The sequence below is a fragment of the Deltaproteobacteria bacterium GWC2_55_46 genome (genome assembly GCA_001595385.3).
In the GTDB taxonomy this organism is placed as follows: Bacteria; Desulfobacterota; GWC2-55-46; order GWC2-55-46; family GWC2-55-46; genus UBA5799.
In genome coordinates, this window is record LVEI03000001.1 from 2,403,796 (window position 1) to 2,421,882 (window position 18,087).

The 18,087-nt window shown below is 56.6% G+C and carries 11 protein-coding genes; 10 read left to right on the top strand and 1 reads right to left on the bottom strand.

Annotation, left to right across the window (positions count from 1 at the left end):
- The first annotated feature begins 4 nt into the window (after nucleotides 1–4).
- The 3 genes from A2V21_311480 (at nucleotide 5) to A2V21_311490 (ending at nucleotide 5,132) form a co-directional block, all read left to right on the top strand.
- Nucleotides 5–1,885: an ABC transporter ATP-binding protein gene (locus A2V21_311480; GenBank protein ID OIJ74829.1), complete on the top strand. Its 1,881-nt coding sequence runs from the start codon at nucleotides 5–7 to the stop codon at nucleotides 1,883–1,885.
- Nucleotides 1,886–2,221: 336 nt separating this feature from the next.
- Complete coding sequence (locus A2V21_311485) at nucleotides 2,222–4,204, top strand: hypothetical protein (protein OIJ74830.1); 1,983 nt, start codon at nucleotides 2,222–2,224, stop codon at nucleotides 4,202–4,204.
- 220 nt (nucleotides 4,205–4,424) lie between these two features.
- Nucleotides 4,425–5,132, top strand: coding sequence for a hypothetical protein (locus tag A2V21_311490; GenBank protein OIJ74831.1), 708 nt, complete (start codon nucleotides 4,425–4,427; stop codon nucleotides 5,130–5,132).
- An 85-nt stretch (nucleotides 5,133–5,217) separates the two neighbouring features.
- Here the strand turns inward: A2V21_311490 and A2V21_311495 are convergent, their stop codons facing one another.
- Nucleotides 5,218–7,911, bottom strand: a complete 2,694-nt coding sequence (locus A2V21_311495) for a peptidase M1 (GenBank protein OIJ74832.1) — start codon at nucleotides 7,909–7,911, stop codon at nucleotides 5,218–5,220.
- A 228-nt stretch (nucleotides 7,912–8,139) separates the two neighbouring features.
- On the opposite strand from A2V21_311495, the gene A2V21_311500 reads away from it, so the two are divergent.
- The 7 genes from A2V21_311500 to A2V21_311530 all read left to right on the top strand — a co-directional run bounded on the left by A2V21_311500 (nucleotide 8,140) and on the right by A2V21_311530 (nucleotide 18,069).
- The gene (locus A2V21_311500) at nucleotides 8,140–9,633 is read left to right on the top strand and encodes a hypothetical protein (GenBank protein OIJ74833.1); all 1,494 of its coding nucleotides are present in this window, start codon (nucleotides 8,140–8,142) and stop codon (nucleotides 9,631–9,633) included.
- A gap of 633 nt (nucleotides 9,634–10,266) precedes the next feature.
- Entirely contained in the window at nucleotides 10,267–13,035 is a 2,769-nt protein-coding gene (locus A2V21_311505; GenBank protein ID OIJ74834.1) for a hypothetical protein, read from the top strand.
- Between the two features lie 15 nt (nucleotides 13,036–13,050).
- On the top strand, nucleotides 13,051–14,049 hold the full coding sequence (locus A2V21_311510) for an NAD-dependent dehydratase (protein ID OIJ74835.1): 999 nt from the start codon (nucleotides 13,051–13,053) through the stop codon (nucleotides 14,047–14,049).
- Nucleotides 14,030–15,205 (top strand): hypothetical protein, encoded by a 1,176-nt coding sequence (locus tag A2V21_311515; protein OIJ74836.1) that lies wholly within the window; start codon nucleotides 14,030–14,032, stop codon nucleotides 15,203–15,205. The genes A2V21_311510 and A2V21_311515 overlap by 20 nt, the downstream gene beginning before the upstream one ends.
- A gap of 10 nt (nucleotides 15,206–15,215) precedes the next feature.
- Nucleotides 15,216–15,869: a hypothetical protein gene (locus A2V21_311520; protein OIJ74837.1), complete on the top strand. Its 654-nt coding sequence runs from the start codon at nucleotides 15,216–15,218 to the stop codon at nucleotides 15,867–15,869.
- On the top strand, nucleotides 15,866–16,897 hold the full coding sequence (locus A2V21_311525) for an N-acetylneuraminate synthase (GenBank protein OIJ74838.1): 1,032 nt from the start codon (nucleotides 15,866–15,868) through the stop codon (nucleotides 16,895–16,897). The genes A2V21_311520 and A2V21_311525 overlap by 4 nt, the downstream gene beginning before the upstream one ends.
- Nucleotides 16,894–18,069, top strand: a complete 1,176-nt coding sequence (locus tag A2V21_311530; GenBank protein ID OIJ74839.1) for a UDP-N-acetyl-D-glucosamine 2-epimerase, UDP-hydrolysing — start codon at nucleotides 16,894–16,896, stop codon at nucleotides 18,067–18,069. The genes A2V21_311525 and A2V21_311530 overlap by 4 nt, the downstream gene beginning before the upstream one ends.
- The last annotated feature ends 18 nt before the right edge of the window (nucleotides 18,070–18,087 follow it).

The window sequence follows — 18,087 nt, forward strand, 5'->3', positions numbered from 1 at the left end:
TTACATGGCTTTGCTCAACCTTAAAAAAGTGACCATGGGCTTCGGAAGCCCGTTGCTCATCGACGGGGCCGACCTGCAGGTCGAAAGCGGCGAGCGGCTCTGCCTCGTCGGGCGGAACGGCTCTGGTAAATCGACCCTTATGAAGCTCATAAGCGGGGTTCTTTTGCCAGACGGAGGCGATATCACGCGCGCCCCTGGGCTTAAGGTCACGATGCTGCCGCAGGAGGTCCCCGGCGAGCTTAACGGGAGCGTTTTCGATTGCGTAACCGGCGGGCTCGGCGATGTCCATAGGCTCGTCGCAAGGTATCATTCGGCTGTGAAGGCGCTGGAAGGCGGCGGGGAGAAGGCGATAGCCGAGCTGGAGCGGGTACATCATGAGCTGGAGAGCAAAGGCGGCTGGCATGCCAACCAGCGGGTCGAAGGCGTATTATCAAGGCTCAAGCTCCCGGCTGACGCGGAGTTCTCACAGCTGTCCGGCGGATACAAAAGAAGGGCTCTCCTCGGCAGGGCGCTCGTGGCTGAACCTGACCTCCTTCTCCTGGATGAGCCGACAAACCACCTCGATATCGAATCTATAAACTGGCTCGAGGAGTTCCTTCTCGGGTACTGGGGGACTATTTTATTCATCACGCACGACAGGATGCTCGCTAAAAAGCTCGCTACCAGGATAATCGAGCTCGACAGGGGCAGGCTCATGAACTGGCAGTGCGGCTACGCCGATTACCTTGAGCGAAAAGAGTCGCTGCTGCATTCAGAGGCAAGGCAGAACGCCCTTTTCGACAAGAAGCTTGCCGAGGAAGAGGCTTGGGTGCGCCAGGGTATCAAGGCCCGCAGGACCCGGAACGAAGGCCGGGTCAGGGCGCTTGAGGAGATGCGCAGGCTACGCGTTGAGCGTAGAGAGCTTGAGGGCACGGCAAGGATAAGGTCGCAGGAGGCCGAGTTTTCAGGAAAGCTCGTAATAGAGGCCAAGGGGATAGGCTTTTCATACGAAGGCAGCGCCGCCGGTCCGGCTATAAAAGACTTTTCAACGCTCATTATGAGGGGTGACAAGATCGGCATCATAGGCCCGAACGGCTCTGGCAAGACGACTCTTTTAAAGCTCCTTCTGGGAAAGCTTGCCCCGGCTTCAGGGAGCGTCCGCCTTGGCACCCGCCTTGAGGTAGCCTATTTTGACCAGCACAGGTCGGTCCTCGACGAGGAAAGGACGGTCCAGGAGAATATAGGGGATGGCAACAGCCAGATAATGATAGACGGCGAGGCGCGCCATGTCATAGGTTATCTACAGGATTTTCTCTTCTCGCCTGACAGGGCTCGGACCCCGGTCAAGGCGCTCTCAGGCGGGGAGAGGAACAGGCTTATGCTCGCGAAACTTTTCGCCAGGCCATCAAACCTCCTTGTAATGGACGAGCCAACGAACGACCTCGACGTCGAAACCCTCGACCTTCTCGAAGACCTCCTTGTGGAATATCAGGGGACGGTCCTCCTTGTAAGCCATGACAGGACGTTTTTGAATAACGTGGTAACGAGCACGATAGTATTCGAAAGAGGCGATTTGAACGAATATATAGGCGGATATGACGACTGGCTTCGCCAGAGGCCGGCGGAGTCGGACGCAGGCGGCGTAAAGAACGTCAAAAAGGAAAAGCCTAAGAAGGAACGGGGCGCTAAGCTGAGTTTTAAGGAAGAGAGGGAACTAAGCGAGCTGCCTGAGAGGATAGAGGCCATCGAGGCCGAGGAGCAGGCCCTTTACAAAGAGATGTCCGATCCTGCCTTCTACAGGCAGGGCGTCCAAACACAGGCCTCTGCCAAGGTGCGCATGGAAGAGATAGAGGAGCTCCTTAAGGCCTTATATCTGAGATGGGAGGAGCTTGAGGCCGTAAAATAATGACCGGTGGCCCATCTCTGGCGTATCTATAAATGAAAGATGTAAAAACAAGCACAAGCCTTTAACCGCTAAAGCCTGCCAAACCTTCCTGCCAATCCTCTTTTTCAACATAATCTGTATTCACCTTTGCCATCGCCATATGGTATTATCTCATGCTTTTAACAGGCATGAAATAAGTCCATCTGCTTCGTTGTCATCGTCGCGGCAGAAGCGGCGTACCAAAGAAGTACGCCTCATTCATCAAACGGCGAGAATCGCCTCGCATATGGTTTTTAGAGCAGCCTGAACAAAATCTGTGTTTTTTAACAACCCGTTAAATCCTGAAAGGCGAAATAGATGTACCTCAAGACACTCAACCAGCTGCAGCTCAAGGCGGCTACCTTCGGCAACGGCCCCCTGCTAATACTCGCCGGGGCAGGCTCCGGAAAGACAAAGGTCCTTACCTCGAGGATAGCTCATCTGGTACTCAACAAAAAAGTGCCGGCAGGCTCTATCCTCGCAGTCACCTTCACGAACAAGGCCGCGCGTGAGATAAAAGAGCGCATCGAGAAGCTTATAGGTGAAAGGACGGAGGATATCTGGGCCGGGACCTTCCATACGATAGGGCTTAGGATAATAAGGGAAGAGGTGAAGCTCCTGGGCCTTGATGCGAATTTTACAATCTATGACGAGGAAGAGCAGACGCTTCTCGTGAACTACGTGATGTCGGAGCTATCCATCAGCAACAAGGACCTGCCGTACAAGAGTGTCGTCTGGGAGATAAACCTCGCGAAGAACAACTGCCTTACCCCTGACGAGTATGCCAGGCGTGGGGAATCTGACCTGAGGGATGTGGTCGTCCCCGTCTACAGGGCCTACGAGAAGAAGCTGAAATCGATGAACGCCGTCGACTTCGGGGACCTTATCTGCAAGCCGATCCAGCTTCTGCAGTCCGACCCCGAGGTCCTCAAAAAATACCAGTCAAAGTTCGCCCACATACTCGTCGACGAATATCAGGACACCAATAAGTCCCAGTACATACTTACAAAACTCCTCGCGTCAGGGCAGATGAACCTTTGCGCCGTGGGCGACCCGGACCAGTCCATCTACGGGTGGAGGGGGGCGAGCATCGAGAACATCCTCAAGTTCAGGGAGGACTACCCGCACTCGGCCACGATAAAGCTGGAGCAGAACTACCGTTCGACAGGCAACATCCTCGGGGCGGCAAACTCGGTGATAACGAACAACGAGGACAGGATAGAAAAAAACCTCTGGACCGATAACCACGATGGGGAGCCGGTCTTCTTCGAGGAGTGCCTGAACGAATACGAGGAGGCCCGCTTTGCGGTCAGGCAGATAGCGAAGGCCATATCCGCGGACCCGAAGGTCAAGTACAAGGACTTTACCGTCCTTTACAGGACAAATACGCAGTCGAGGACATTCGAGGAATTGTTCTTCGAGGAAGGCATCCCTTATACGGTGGTCGGCGGTTTCAGGTTCTTTGACAGGAGGGAGATAAAGGACACGCTCGCCTACTTGAAGGCCATCGTCAACCCGGATGACTCCCTCAACTTCCTTCGCATCGTGAACGTGCCGCCGAGGGGCATCGGCAAGGCCACCATCGAGAAGGCTCACCGGCTGAGCGCAGCCCAGGACCTCTCGCTCTACGAGGCCTTCAGGAAAGGGAGGCGTGACGGTATCTTCTCCGAGAGCGTAAACGATTTTATCGGGACGTTCGAGATACTCCGTCAGGAGGCCTCTGAGATGCCTCTATATGAGTTCGCGTCAAGGGTCCTTGACCTCACCGGCTATACGGACTTCTGGGCGAGCAAAAAGACCGAAGAGGCCGATATCCGCGTAAAGAACCTTGATAGCCTTATAGCGGCGATAAAGAAATACGAGACAGGCCACCCGAAGGCGGTTCTTGCGGACTACCTGAACCTTGTCTCGCTCATGAGCGACGCCGACCAGTTCGAGGACAAGCACAACAGGGTCACCATGATGACGATACATTGCGCCAAGGGGCTTGAGTTCCCGGTCGTGTTCATGGCTGGCATGGAAGAGGGGCTCTTCCCCCATAAAAGGAGCATCGACGAGGAGACGGTCGAGGAGGAGAGGAGGCTCTGCTACGTCGGGATGACGCGCGCCAGAAAGCGCCTATTCCTGCTTTCCGCAAAGAATCGGAGCTCTGGCAAGGAGACCTCGCTGCAGCTCCCGTCGAGGTTTATCTCCGAGATAGACCCGCTCTTCATTAAAAAGAAGGAATTCGCCCCTGCCGGGACAGCGAGGGACCATATAGAGAGCATAAGAAGGCTCCTGAACCCGGCGGAAGGGTCGTGAAGGGCCTTAAGGCGCACTACGTCTGGAAGGCGTGACAACGTACTCTTTTTCTGAGATAATAATCTTTTTGGCACTCCGGAGCATTATCCCGCCGCCTGGCTTTTGAAGCCAGGCGAGCGATACAAATAGAAAAGTACTTCGAGGTGAAGCCCCCCGCCCGGGGTGCTTCAAGTCACCGTATGTGAACGAAGGAGGAAAGAAAGTGCCGGTAAATATTGTTATGGAAGGTATTACCGATCTAAGGGAAAAAGGCGCGGTCAAGGACGGCGAGCGCCAGGCGCTGGACAGGAGGCTCTTCATGCAGCTTCAGGTCTTCAGCGGATGCCGCGATACATCGGCTGTAGCAAAGACCCTGCGGGGGAGCGGGATCGATTCCGTGCTCTATGAGGACATCAACGACCCTCAGGGGGTAGCGCTCCTTACCATGAGCGAGGACCCCGATTTCTTTGTAACAACGCTCCGCCAGTTCCTCAACGGCAGGGAGTTCGCCGCTTTAGGGCTTAACTATGAGTACGCCATGCTCGGACGGACCTACGCCCTCGGCCATGAAGAGAACCTTGAGGACTGGCTTGTGCACCGTTCGAAGAGGGTGGTGACCAACCCGGCCTGGAAGTGGGCTGTCTGGTATCCGCTTCGCAGGAGCGGTGAGTTCGCCCTTCTCTCGCCTAAGGAGCAGGGGGAGATACTGATGGAGCACGGCATGATAGGGCGCGCTTTCGGGAAGGCCGACCTCGGCCACGACATCCGCCTTTCGTGCTTCGGCCTCGACAGGAACGACAACGACTTCGTCATAGGGCTCATAGGCAAGGAGCTTCATCCGTTGTCCGCCCTTGTCCAGGCCATGCGCAAGACCAGGCAGACCTCGACATATATACAGGAGATGGGGCCGTTCTTCGCTGGAAAGGCTGTCTGGCAGACCGGGGGTTGATCCCCTTTTCCGGTATTTCATGGATTGACAATAAAAAAGGGCCGGAAAAACCGGCCCTTTTTTATTATATGTTTTTATTCAGGCGTTATTTTTTTCCCCTGAGGTATATCTCGGCCTGGCCGTGGATGGTGGCGCATGCCTCTTTGGAGATAAGGCGGACGATCCTTTCCAGCGCCGATGTGACCTCCTCGCGGAGATGCGGCTTCAAGCTCTTTACATGCTGGAAGGTGTTCAGGAGGCGGCTGGCGGTCGTCGCGTTTACAGGCGCGAGGCTTACTACGGTATCCGCCGCCCATTTTATCCCCCTGTCGGTCCAGACCATCTTGTTGTTGGCGGCCATGGAGAGGAAGAGCGCCCGGCACCAGGTCGGCTGATTGACATCAAAGCTGCCGCGCCGCCTCTCGACCTCGATCATCTCAAATACATCCTCCCTTGTGCCGCTTGAGACCACCCGAAGGTAGTTGGCGTACCCGCTTAAATGCTTGTGCCAGCCCTTGTAGACTTCTTCAAGCACGCCCCTGCGTGAAGGCTCGGAGGAGCGGTTGAGGGCCGTCAGAGCGGCGACACGTTCGCTCGCGGTGGAGGCTGTATGGAAATAATCGAGTATAAGGCTGTGGCTCTCCCTGGAATCGTCTATCGTGATTAGCTCAAGGAGGACGTTCTTGAGCATGCGGTCCTCTATCCCGACTTTTGGCCCGTCCTTCTGTGAACTGCCTGTCGGAGCCTTCGCGTGTAGCCTCCTGAATTCAAGGAGCATTTCATCCCTGTATCTCGCGTTTACCGCTGACATGAGCCGTTCCCGGGCTGCTACCAGCTCCTGGTACCACGCGGAAAAGCTCCGGTCGACGGGCTGTTCTTCAACACGCAGGAAATATGCCTTCAATGAGGTCGGCAGGCTTCTGTCCCTCAGGAACTCACCGAATACGGCCAGCCATTCTTCGCTTATGGTCGAATCCGGGGTCTTAAGGAGTCTCACGCGTTCCAGGTCGGTAAGTTTTCTCATCGCGTCGACCCGGTTATAGGCGTTGGGGTCGTATCTTGCCTGCATCGACAATGTCGCTGTATCGGCGTTCGTATGCTGGAATGTCCCGTAAAAAGAGGAGTCGCGGTTCATTGAGGCGAAGGCAGGAGGCGCTGGAAGCTCTTCATAGACGATCTCCTCTTCTTCCTCCTTCATGGTGAAGATTTTTTTGGTTCCTGCCATGTCGCGCCCCTTTTTGTCGACCAGCGCGAGGCTCAAGGGCAGGCAGAAAGGCTCCATTCCCTGGGGCAGCTCCTGGCGTAGCTTTACGCGGAAACGTCTTCCGTCAGCCTCTGTCCTGGCAGAGAGCTTCGGGTAACCTATCCTGTATAGCCATCCGCTCTTGAACTGCCTTAAAGATACCCCTGAGACCTCCTCAAAGCACGCGAAGAACTCTTCCGTATTGGCGTTGCCACCCCGATAGCGTTCGAAATAAAGGCTCTTGCCGGCCTTGAAGGCCGCTTCCCCGATAATGAGGCGGAGCATCCTTATGACCTCCGCGGCCTTGACGTAGGTGACCCCGTCTATCAATTCCTCAGGGTCGTTGAAGCCGTCCCTCACGATGCGGCCGAAGTGGCCAGCGTCCTCGATGGCCAGCGGGCCGAGCAGAGGAGCCCTGATGGAATCCACCTGAAAGAGCCTCGCGAATGACGGGTCGAAGACCTCGGCCATGAACTGCCTCTCCACATCCACCGTATAGGCCTCGTTCAGCCAGACGTCAAAGGGTGTTTCCATGGTCGTATCGCTGCCGCACTGGTTGTGCTCGAATTCATGTACTATCACTGCATGCGCGTAGAGAAGGGTCGTATCGAGCGTGTGCTCGGTTATAAGGGCGGCGTCGGTCACGATGGTGGTGTTGCCGAGGTTCTCCATGCCGCCGAAGTTGGATTTTGTCATGCAGATCGTGCGGTAGGTGTCAAAAGGATATTCATAGCCCTGTTTCTTTTCGATCCAGAGCACCGATTCTTTGAGTATCTCCATCGGTATGCGGGCGTACTCGGTTGAGCCGGGCGGGACAAGGTATTCGAGACGGACCGTGCGCCCTGATGGATAGGTGACACTGTCGGCAAGGCTATCCCATGTGCCGGCGCACACAAAGAAGAGATACGGGGCCATCGGCACAGGGTTTCTATATGTGATGACCTGGCGCGCGGGGTCTGCCGGCTTAACCACTGGCTTCCCGTCCGGGTTTGAGGCGCGGTCCACGTTGCCGTTGCTTATGAGGTGGGTGTAGCGGCTGTCCGCTTCGATGGTAGTCGTCATGGTGCATTTGGCGCGGCAATCGTCGAAGATAGGCATGATGCGCTGAAAGCCCCACTGCTGGCACTGGGATATATACTGCTGAGGCGCGCCCTGGGGGGTCGTATCTTTGTATATGCCCTCAAGGATGTGCTCGGATGGGACGCACCTTGTAACCGTCCTTACGAAAAATCTCTGTCCGGAAGCTACCCTGCGGGGGAGCTTTATGGCGAGCTTGTTATTCTCGCGCGTGTATTCAAAGGCGAGAGGTTCTCCCTTTTTTTCCTCCGGCCCTTTGAGCCATTCGACGCTTTTGATCTCAAGGTCGCTGGCGTCGAGCTCTATCCTGTCGAGCCCTTCCACGGCCGTCATCTGAAGGCAGTTCGCGGCTTCGACCTCTTCCCCCAGAAAGTTTATGTAAATAGTAAGGTGCTCAAGCCTTACCGGAAGCTCCCCGAAGTCCTCTCTGGCGTATTTGAACTCTCTGGCAGATGTCTTGTCACTGGTCTCTGTTTTCACGGTCTCATGCCTTCCTTTTACAAGATGAGGTGATGTCGTTCGATGGGGCTTATTGCCGCGCACCATAATTATAACCATATTTAGAGAAAAGGGGAGGGGTTTTAAAGCAGTTATATTAAGCCTGTATGTCTAAAAACAGAGATAGCGCCATTTGTATAAAATCCGGATTCAATTATACTTATTCAAGAATCTCCTTCCGTTAGAGGATAAAAAGGAGCAGGTATAAGATTGAAAAAACCAGGGCAGTTCCTCTTCGCCCTTGCCATCGTTACCTCCTTCGCGTCGAGCGCGTTCGCCGGGTTTCCCGCCTCGTCCCATGTCCCTGTCGGAAGCTGGGTATATCCCGCGCTCGAAAGGCTCGAGGCAGAGGGCTTCATAAAGAGCGCTCTGCTCTCCAGTAGGCCGCTTACAAGGTCGGAGGCCTCGCGTCTTGTCGCCGAGGCCGAGGAGAACATGAGGGATGCCGATCCCGGCGTGCGCTCGCTCATCCTGAGGCTAAGGGCCTTTCTCGGCGGTGAAATGGAGGAGGAGAAGACGACCTATGTAAGGCCGCTCGCCTCGGCAAGGGGTTCTTACGCCTATGCCTCCGGCGCGCCGCATACACTCAACTACAACAACAGGGGCAAGGATATCGAGAGCGGCTCAAACTTCACAGCCGGGTTCGAATTAGACGGCAGGATAGCGCGCAATTATTCCTTCTACCTTAGCCCCCAGCTCCGGCACCCGGATGCCGGAAGCCCCGGAGAAGAGACAACAGCAGAGCTGCTTGAGGGTTATTTCTCTTTGACCTTCAGCAATATCGAGCTGACCATCGGGAGGGAGAGCATGTGGTGGGGCCCGGGCGACCACGGGGCGCTTCTTATCAGCTCCAACGCCAAGCCCTTCGACATGTTAAGGCTTGCAAACACAGAGCCTGTTAAATTGCCATGGATACTGGGAAGGCTTGGCCCCTTCAGGGGCACCCTCTTCCTTACACGGCTCGAGAAGGCGAGGGACCTTGCCAACCCATATCTCGCAGGGCTGAGATTCGATTTCAAGCCCTTCCCGTCGCTTTCTGTCGGCCTATCCAGGGTAGCCATGTTCGGCGGGGGTGGGCGAGCGGTGGACCTCGGAACGGTCAAGGACGCCTTTTTCAACCCCAACGAGGATTCGGTCTCTGACCCGAACAACCAGCTTGCCGCTGTTGATCTGAAGCTCATCGTCCCATGGAGTTTTCAGCCGTTCGTTGTATACGGGGAGGTAGGCGGGGAGGACGAGGCAGGTTATCTGCCTACAGACCTGGGATACATCGCTGGCATCTATCTACCGCGCCTGGCCGGGATTGCGTGGCTGGCGCTCCGAGGAGAGTACGCGGACAACTATATCAATGACAGCCCTGGCGTCTGGTATTCACACGGCGTCTACACGGACGGATACAGGTACAAGGGGGAGATAATAGGCCACCACATGGGCTCTGACGCGCGGGACCTGTACATAGAGGCCTCGTTGGACGCGGGGCGCGCCGGCGCCTTCACCCTCGCCGTTGATTCCGAGACAGCCGGGGCCGCCGGAGAGGTAAAGAGAAGGAACGGCTCTGCGATCCTCGCGTGGGAAAAGCCCTTCGCGGCAGGCCCCGCCATCTCCGCCGGTTACGCCTTCGACAGAAGGGAGAACGTGGACGGCGTCGATGGGAGCGACAGCGAGTCGCATCTGCTATGGGCCGCCTTTGAGCACAGGTTCTGAGGCTCAGCCTCTCTTTGGCATCACAGTATTTTTTCCCTCCCGTACCCCGCTCACCATGCGTATTCAGAAAAAACTTGCATTTCAAAATACGATGTTGTATGTTTGACATGTATCGTGGTAAGTAGAAATTAGAATAGTGCTTCATCCAGAGATATTCCAGCGGACCTACTTTCTCATCCTGCTTTCTCATCCTGCGTATTCATCCTGCTACATCCTCATTCTTCTTCCATCTTCATCCTGCTGCATCCTGCTACATCCTCATTCTTCTTCCAGACCACGACGCATGAATCCTATTTGAGCAATTGGCTTTTAGGATAACACCGGAAAAAAACATTGCCGAAATATTCAGGCCCAGACAGGCCTGAACGACCAAGCTGGACTAAAGTCCAGGGTATTCGGGAGCCGGGTTATGTAAGGGCTCCCACCGGGCGGGCGATTTTTCACCCAGTGCATAGAGCGCTGGGTCATCCGACCGGCTGGATAACTTCTACGTCTGAGCAGAGGAAGGTTTAAGTATATGCCTTCGATTTGTTTTAGGGGTTGAGTTAGGGGTTGAGGTTGGCAAGACTCACAAAATCAGTTCTATTCCTGTTTTTCGCTCTCCTTTTGAGTTTCGAATGCCTCGCGGATGATATGGGCGGCCTCGCCGGTGGCGCGGCCGCGCCGGACGGGCTTACCCCGGAAGGCGTCGAGGCCATCAGGAACGACCCGCAGTTCAAGGATATAAAGCCTGAAGAGGTGGGGGAAGGCAAGGCGCTCCTCAAGTCCAAAGAGGTCAAGGCGCCCGAGCCCGGCAAGCCGCAGGCCGCGCCCGGGGCACCTGAGGCGGCCAAGCCAGCTTCACTCTTCGAAAGATACCTCTCTGATTCGTCTGCCCTCGATGTATCAACGGCGCTCAAGCCTTTCGGTTATGAGCTCTTCCAGAACACTCAAGTAAACTCAGCCAATGACCTTCCGGTGGCCTCCGATTACGTCGTCGGCCCCGGCGACGAGGTCAATGTGCTGGTCTGGGGAAGGATTAACGGCCAGTATAGCCTGACTGTCAGCAGGGAAGGCGCCATCCAGTTTCCGAACATAGGCCCCATAAAAGTTAGCGGACTTACGTTCGAGGAGATGAAGAAGGTCATCTCCAGGCGGGTCAAGAACATCATAGGCACCGAGTTAAGCATCACCATGGGGAGCCTGAGGAGCATACAGGTCTTTGTCCTTGGCGAGGTGGCTCGTCCCGGGGCCTATTCCGTAAACGCCATGTCAACGCTTACGGGCGCGCTCATGGTCTCAGGCGGTCCTACGGGGATCGGCTCATTAAGGAAGGCCGAGCTCAAGCGGGCCGGCAAGACCGTCGCGAAAATGGACTTGTACGACCTCCTGATGAACGGTGACAAATCAGGGGACTTGAGGCTCCATAACGGCGACGTCGTATTCGTTCCCACTGTCGGCCCGCTTGTAGGAGTAGCCGGAAATGTGAAGAGGCCGGCGGTCTACGAGCTTAATGGACCATCCAACCTTGCTGGCGTACTCGCCCTCGCGGGGGGTATAACCCCGGCGGCATACACTCAGAGGATAGAGGTAGAAAGGCTGGAGGGGAACAGGAAACGGATAGTCGTCGACATAAACGCCAATGACACCGGGGCCGCGCTCGCCTTCAGGCTGCAGGACGGCGACCTCGTCAAGATAACCGCGATAAACGAGAAGGATGTAAACGCCATCTTCCTCAGGGGAAACGTGAAGAGGCCGGGCAAGTACGAGCTTAAAAAGGGGATGAGGCTCAGCGATATCCTCAGGGGGACAAACGACCTCGCCGCCGAGACCCACCTCGAGTACGGGTTCATAAAGAGGCTCAGGCCACCCACGATGGAGCCTGAGCTGATACCCTTCAGCCTGACCGGGCTATTTTCAGGCACCGGCGAAAACCCGGCGCTCGAGCCGCTCGATTCCATATATGTCTTCTCTAAGTGGTTCTTCAAGGAAAAGCCCAGGGTCACGATAGAAGGAGAGGTCAGGTGCAGTACCGACAACGGGCTTGTGCCGGTTTCCTCCGGCGCCGCTCCGGAAAAGAAAGGCAAGACGGACGGGAAAACATACAGCTCCTGCAGCTTCGAGCTGCAGGAGAACCTCACCGTCAAGGATCTCGTCCTCCTGGCTGGCGGTGTGACTCGCGAGGCCTCTTTCAGGGAGTTCGAGCTGTACAGGACCGACCCCGTGACCAGAGAGGTGAAGGTAATCATGCTCGACCTTGGCAAGGCGCTCGGGGCCGATGGCACGAACAACGTAAGACTCATGGAGCAGGACCGAATTGTGGTCCACTCGGTGCGGGAGAAATCCCCGAGGCAGTTCATCAGCATAAAGGGGGACGTAAACAGGCCGGGAGAGTACGAATACGCCTCTAACTGGAGGGTGAACGACCTGGTCTTCGCAGCCGGCAACCTGCTCGAGTCGGCCTATCTCGATGAGGCCGAGCTTTCCTCGGGCGTGGTCGACGGCGGCAAGAGCTATGAAATAAAGTACCGCAGGATAAACCTGGGAAAGGCGATGGAGGGAGACCCGGCGCACAACGTACAGCTCAAGCCGCACGACACCCTCTTCGTGAAGCGCATACCCGACTGGAAAAGCGAGATGTACGTGACCCTGTCGGGAGAGGTGGCGTTCCCTGGGCAGTACGTCATCAGGAAGGGCGAGACCCTTAGCTCACTCATCCAGAGGGCTGGCGGGCTCACCGGAAACGCCTATCTCAACGGCGCTGTCTTTACCAGGGAATCGGTAAGGGAGCTCCAGCAGAAGAACATAGACGAGGCCATAAACCGGTTCGAGCAGAAGCTGTTGGTAGAGTCGGCGAATTCAGTCAAGACCGCACTTACGCCGGAGGAGGCGAAGCAGGTGGAAAGCACGGCCCAGCAGAGGACGGCGCTCATCGCGAACCTCAGGACCGCGAAGGCGTCCGGCAGGATAAGCATCAAGTTCGACTCCGCTGAAAGGCTCAGAGGGTCGGTTTACGACATCGCGCTCGAAGGCGGGGACAGGCTCCATGTCCCGGACAGGCCTGAGCAGGTGCAGGTGATAGGCTCCGTCCACAACCAGACGGCCTTCGTATACGACCCCGAGGCTAGCGTGTCATCGTACATAAGGAAGACCGGTGGAATGACGGCCGACGCCGACAAGAAGGGCGTCTATATCCTTCAGGTGGACGGCACCGCGGTGAGCGGTAGTTCCGGGCTAAGGTGGGACAGCGCCACCAGGAGCTGGACGACAAACGCCCTGATGGCCAGGAAGCTGGACCCGGGAGACACGGTAGTCGTCCCCGAGAAGCTCGACAGGATAGCCTGGCTCAGGGAGACGAAGGACTTGACCCAGATACTGTATCAGATAGCGGTCACGGCAGGGGTCTTGTTGTTGGCGTTCTGATAAAAGGGTTCTCAGATGGAACTATCGAAGAAAAAGGCGCTTGTGACCGGGGCATGCGGCTTCATAGGAAGCCACCTGGTCGAAAGGCTCATCGAGGAAGGCTCCGAGGTAAGGGCGTTCGTCTGCTATAACTCCTTCAACTCATGGGGCTGGCTCGACTCTCTGCCTGAGAAGCTCGTTAAGGATGTCGATGTCTTCGCAGGCGATATAAGGGACCCCAATGGGGTGAGGAAGGCCGTGGAAGGTTCGGACGTGGTATTCCACCTCGCGGCGCTCATAGGCATACCGTTCAGCTATCATTCCCCTGACAGCTACATAGACACCAACATCAAGGGCACCCTGAATGTGCTCCAGGCAGCCAGGCATTGCTCGGTTGAAAAGGTCCTCGTGACATCCACCTCCGAGGTTTACGGCACTGCCCGCTACACTCCTATCGACGAATCCCACCCAAGGCAGGGGCAGTCTCCTTATTCGGCTACGAAGATAGCCGCCGATTTTCTCGCCGAGTCATTCGTGAGGAGCTTCGGCCAGGAGATTGTCATAGTAAGACCTTTCAATACATACGGCCCGAGGCAGTCGGCCCGCGCGGTAATACCCACCATCATCACCCAGCTGCTTTCAGGTGAAAAGGAGATAAAGCTCGGCTCTCTTTGCCCTACAAGGGACTTTGTTTATGTAAAGGACACGGTCGAGGGCTTTTTGAGGATCGCAGGGGCTGACGTGCATCCTGGCGAGGAAATAAACATCGCGACACAGAATGAGATTTCCATCGGCGCTCTTGTGGCCCTTCTGATAGAGCTCACCGATTCAAAGGCCGCCGTAGTTTCGGACGCCGAGAGGCTGAGGCCGGCTGAGAGCGAGGTCGAAAGGCTCCTGGGCAGCAATGAAAAGCTCAGGAGGCTTACCGGATGGGCCCCTGGGGTCTCACTTCGAGATGGACTCAGCGAGACCATAGAGTGGTTCTCTGACGCCAGGAACCGGAGAGGCTACAAGCATGGGATATACAATATCTAACCAACCCGTGGAAAAGGCCATTCCCCTTTCGGAGCCGGAGATCTCAGGCAACGAATGGAAGTATGTAAGGGAATGCCTGGATACGGGCTGGGTCTCCTCGTCGGGGGGTTACGTTACGCGCTTCGAGGAGATGGTGGCAGGGTACGTAGGGGGTGTGGCGGTTGCAACCGTCAACGGCACTGCGGCGCTCCATGTCAGCATGACCGCCCTGGGGGTTTGTAACGGCGACGAAGTCATAGTGCCGGCCCTTACTTTCATAGCGCCTGTAAACGCGGTGAGGTACTGCGGCGCGTCCCCCGTCTTTATGGACTGCGACCCCGATACCCTGTGCATGGACACAGCGAAGCTGGCCGAATTCCTGCATGAGGAGTGCTGCCAGGCTCATGATGGTCTCACTTACAACAGGTCTACCAACAGGCGCGTCAAGGCCGTTGTCGCTGTGCACGTCTGCGGCCACCCGGCCAGGATGGATGAGATAGCGAGCCTCTGCGCCGCCGGCAACATACATATCATCGAGGACGCAACCGAGAGCCTCGGGTCGGAATTCATAGGCAGCAAGACAGGGTCGTTCGGCTCTGTCGGGTGCTTCTCCTTCAACGGCAACAAGATATTAACCTGTGGCGGCGGTGGGATGGTGGTAACAGCTGACCGGCTCTTCGCCGGGCGGATAAGGCACCTTACCACCCAGGCGAAGAGCGACCCTTTTGAGTACGAGCACGACGAGGTCGGATACAACTACAGGCTTACAAACGTCCAGGCCGCCATCGGCGTGGCACAGATGGAGAGGATCGACGAGTTCGTCGCGACAAAACGGGCCAACGCATATCTTTACAGGGATGCGCTATCCGGCCTGGACCAGGTCCGATTACTCTGGGAGGGGCCGGGGGTCAGGAGCAATTTCTGGTTCTACACACTGAAGACGGCGAAGCTCCACAAGGCGGGCCTCATAAGCCACCTTCTGTCAGAGGGCATACAGGTAAGGCCGCTCTGGAAGCCGGTGAATTCACTTGGGATGTACACGGAGTTCCAATCGTACCGGGTTGAGCGCGCAGTCGAGGCCTACGAGAGCTGCCTGAACCTGCCCTGCAGCTTAAGCCTCACGCCAGAGGATATCTACCGCGTAACAGGGGCGATAAAGGATTACTTCAAAGGATGACCGTATCGATATGAATTTTCTTTTTCTTGCCAAGAACAGGCCCTTTGCAGGTGAAGCCGCAGAGCTTTTGAGGCTCAATTCGCCAGGCTCGGAGATAGTTTTCGGCGAAAGGGGGGAGGAGTTCCCTGCACGCCTCCTCGACATGGGGTTTGACTATACGTTCTCGTACATCTCTCCATGGGTCGTACCCGAAGCAGTACTCAGGAACACCAGGGCCGCGGCACTGAACTTCCACCCTGGCCCCCCTGAGTACCCGGGGACCGGCTGCACCAATTTCGCCATCTACAATTGTGAGAGGGAATACGGGATAACCGTGCACCACATGGAAAAGAGCGTGGATACAGGCGGGATAGTCCATGTGGAGCGTTTTCCAATATTCAAGGCCGACACCGTCCACTCGGTGACACAGAGGGCATACGCCCATCTGTACACCGCCTTCATCAGGATATCGGGGAGGATCCTCTCTGGACAGCCTTTGCCGGAAAGCGGCGAGAGGTGGAAGAGGAAACCCTACACGAGGAAGGAGCTCGAGGAGCTTTGCCGTATTACCAGGGATATGCCTGACGATGAGATAAAAAGAAGGATAAAGGCGACCAGCTATCCGGGGATGCCAGGGGCGTACATGGAGCTTGGCGGTGTTGCCTGCCAGCTGAAGGTCACATGATGGCCGTGGTTGCGTATAAGACGTTCATAATAGCCGAGGCCGGGGTCAACCACAACGGCAGCGTCGAGACGGCGCTTGAGCTTGTGGACGCCGCAGCCAGGGCAGGGGCCGACGCGGTCAAGTTCCAGACGTTCAGGGCCGCGGAGCTCGCCTCTCCTTCCGCTAAGAAGGCTGACTACCAGAGAAGGAATACCGGGGCGGGGGGGCAGTTGGAGATGCTAAGAAGGCTCGAGCTGGACAGGAAGGCGCATCTGAAGATCATGAGACGATGCGGCAGGAAGGGCATAAAATTCCTTTCGACGCCCTTTGACCTCGATAGCATAGACCTCCTCGCAGGCCTCGGCCTCGATATTTTCAAGGTCCCGTCCGGGGAGATAACGAACCTGCCGTACCTGAGAAAGATCGCTTCACTCGGCAGGCCAGTGTTTCTTTCAACAGGTATGGCCTCGCTCGGCGAGATAGAGGCGGCCATGGGCGTGCTGACGCGCGCCATCCCGAAGGAGAATATAACGGTCCTCCATTGCAACACAGGCTATCCAACGCCATTTGAGGACGTGAACTTGAGGGCCATGCTGACGATCAGGGAGGCCTTTCAGGTGAGGGTAGGCTATTCAGACCATACGCCAGGCACTGAAGCCGCCATAGCCGCCGTGGCGCTTGGCGCGGAGGTCATAGAGAAGCACCTGACCCTCGACAGGTCGATGGAAGGACCTGATCACATGGCCTCCATCGAGCCAGGCGAGTTCGGCTCGATGGTGCGGGCCATAAGGAATATCGAGAAGGCGATGGGGAGCCCGGTGAAGGGCCCTACACCTTCAGAGAAGGAGAACATCAACGCCGCGCGCAAGGGCATAGTCGCCTCCAGGCGGATAAGCGCCGGCGAGATATTTTCCGAGGCCAATCTCGCCGTTAAAAGGCCGCAAACGGGCTTAAGCCCGATGCTATGGGACCTCGTGGTGGGCAAACGCGCCAACAGGGGCTTTGAAAAGGACGAGCCGGTGGAGCTTCCGGGACTGGTGAGAAGATGAGGAAGATAGCAGTCATCACTGGGACCAGGGCCGATTATGGACTCCTTTACTGGATGATCAGGGGAATACAGGAGGATGACGACCTTGAGCTTCAGCTCATAGTAACGGGTATGCACCTGTCCCCGGAGTTCGGCCTTACGGTAAGGGAAATAGAGGGCGACGGCTTCCCGGTGGCCGAGAGGGTAGAGATGCTGCTCTCCTCTGACACCGAATATGCCATCTCAGCTTCAATGGCAATTGGCATGGCGGGCTTCGCGAAGGCGTACGACAGGCTCAGGCCTGACATAATAGTCATCCTTGGCGACAGGTTCGAATCGCTTTCGGCGGCAGCGGCTGCCGTGCCCTTCAGGATACCTGTAGCCCACATACACGGCGGAGAGTCGACAGAGGGGGCGATGGACGAGCAGATCCGCCACGCCATAACAAAGCTGAGCCATGTCCACTTTACATCGACGGAGAAGTACAGGATGAGGGTAGTACAGATGGGAGAGGCCGGCAACAGGGTCTTTAATTTTGGCGCTCCCGGTCTCGAAAATATCCGGAGGCTCCGCCTGCTCGATAAGGACGAGCTCGCCTCCGATCTCGGCCTTCCCGCAAACAGGCGACTGGGCATCGTCACCTTCCACCCTGCAACCCTTGACCCTCACTCAGCTGGTAAGCAGGTAAGCGAACTGCTAAGCGCCCTTATACGGTTCGACTCGGTATTCTGGGTCCTGACCATGCCTAACGCTGACACCGGCGGAAGGGTAATAATGGACATGTTCCGCGAGTTCGAGGCCGAAAACCCTGGCTTTGCCAGATGCTTCAGCTCGCTTGGGCGGCTTAAATACCTCTCTGCCATGAGGCACGCCTCCGTGATGGCCGGCAATTCCTCAAGCGCTCTCATAGAGGCGCCGAGCTTTGAGCTTCCGGCGGTCAATATCGGCGACAGGCAGGCCGGGAGGATAAGGGGGGCTAACGTGATAGAGGCGGAGCCATCGGCGCCCTCTATCAGCGGCGCCATAGAGAGGGCGCTCTCGACCGGCTTCAGGCTCTCGCTCAAGGGCTCCCTCAACCCTTACGGGGCCGGTGAGGCGAGCGAAAAGATCCTTGAAGTCCTCAAGGGCGTTCCCCTGGAGGGGCTTGTGAGGAAGAGCTTCAACGATATCTCCCAGCAGTGGAGCGCGGTGTAGAAAAGGGGTTTTAAGACC

Coding starts and splice junctions, on each gene's coding strand:
- A2V21_311480 (OIJ74829.1), top strand. CDS start 5: ATGGCTTTGCTCAACCTTAAAAAAGTGACCATGGGCTTCGGAAGCCCG.
- A2V21_311485 (OIJ74830.1), top strand. CDS start 2,222: ATGTACCTCAAGACACTCAACCAGCTGCAGCTCAAGGCGGCTACCTTC.
- A2V21_311490 (OIJ74831.1), top strand. CDS start 4,425: ATGGAAGGTATTACCGATCTAAGGGAAAAAGGCGCGGTCAAGGACGGC.
- A2V21_311505 (OIJ74834.1), top strand. CDS start 10,267: ATGGGCGGCCTCGCCGGTGGCGCGGCCGCGCCGGACGGGCTTACCCCG.
- A2V21_311510 (OIJ74835.1), top strand. CDS start 13,051: ATGGAACTATCGAAGAAAAAGGCGCTTGTGACCGGGGCATGCGGCTTC.
- A2V21_311515 (OIJ74836.1), top strand. CDS start 14,030: ATGGGATATACAATATCTAACCAACCCGTGGAAAAGGCCATTCCCCTT.
- A2V21_311520 (OIJ74837.1), top strand. CDS start 15,216: ATGAATTTTCTTTTTCTTGCCAAGAACAGGCCCTTTGCAGGTGAAGCC.
- A2V21_311525 (OIJ74838.1), top strand. CDS start 15,866: ATGATGGCCGTGGTTGCGTATAAGACGTTCATAATAGCCGAGGCCGGG.
- A2V21_311530 (OIJ74839.1), top strand. CDS start 16,894: ATGAGGAAGATAGCAGTCATCACTGGGACCAGGGCCGATTATGGACTC.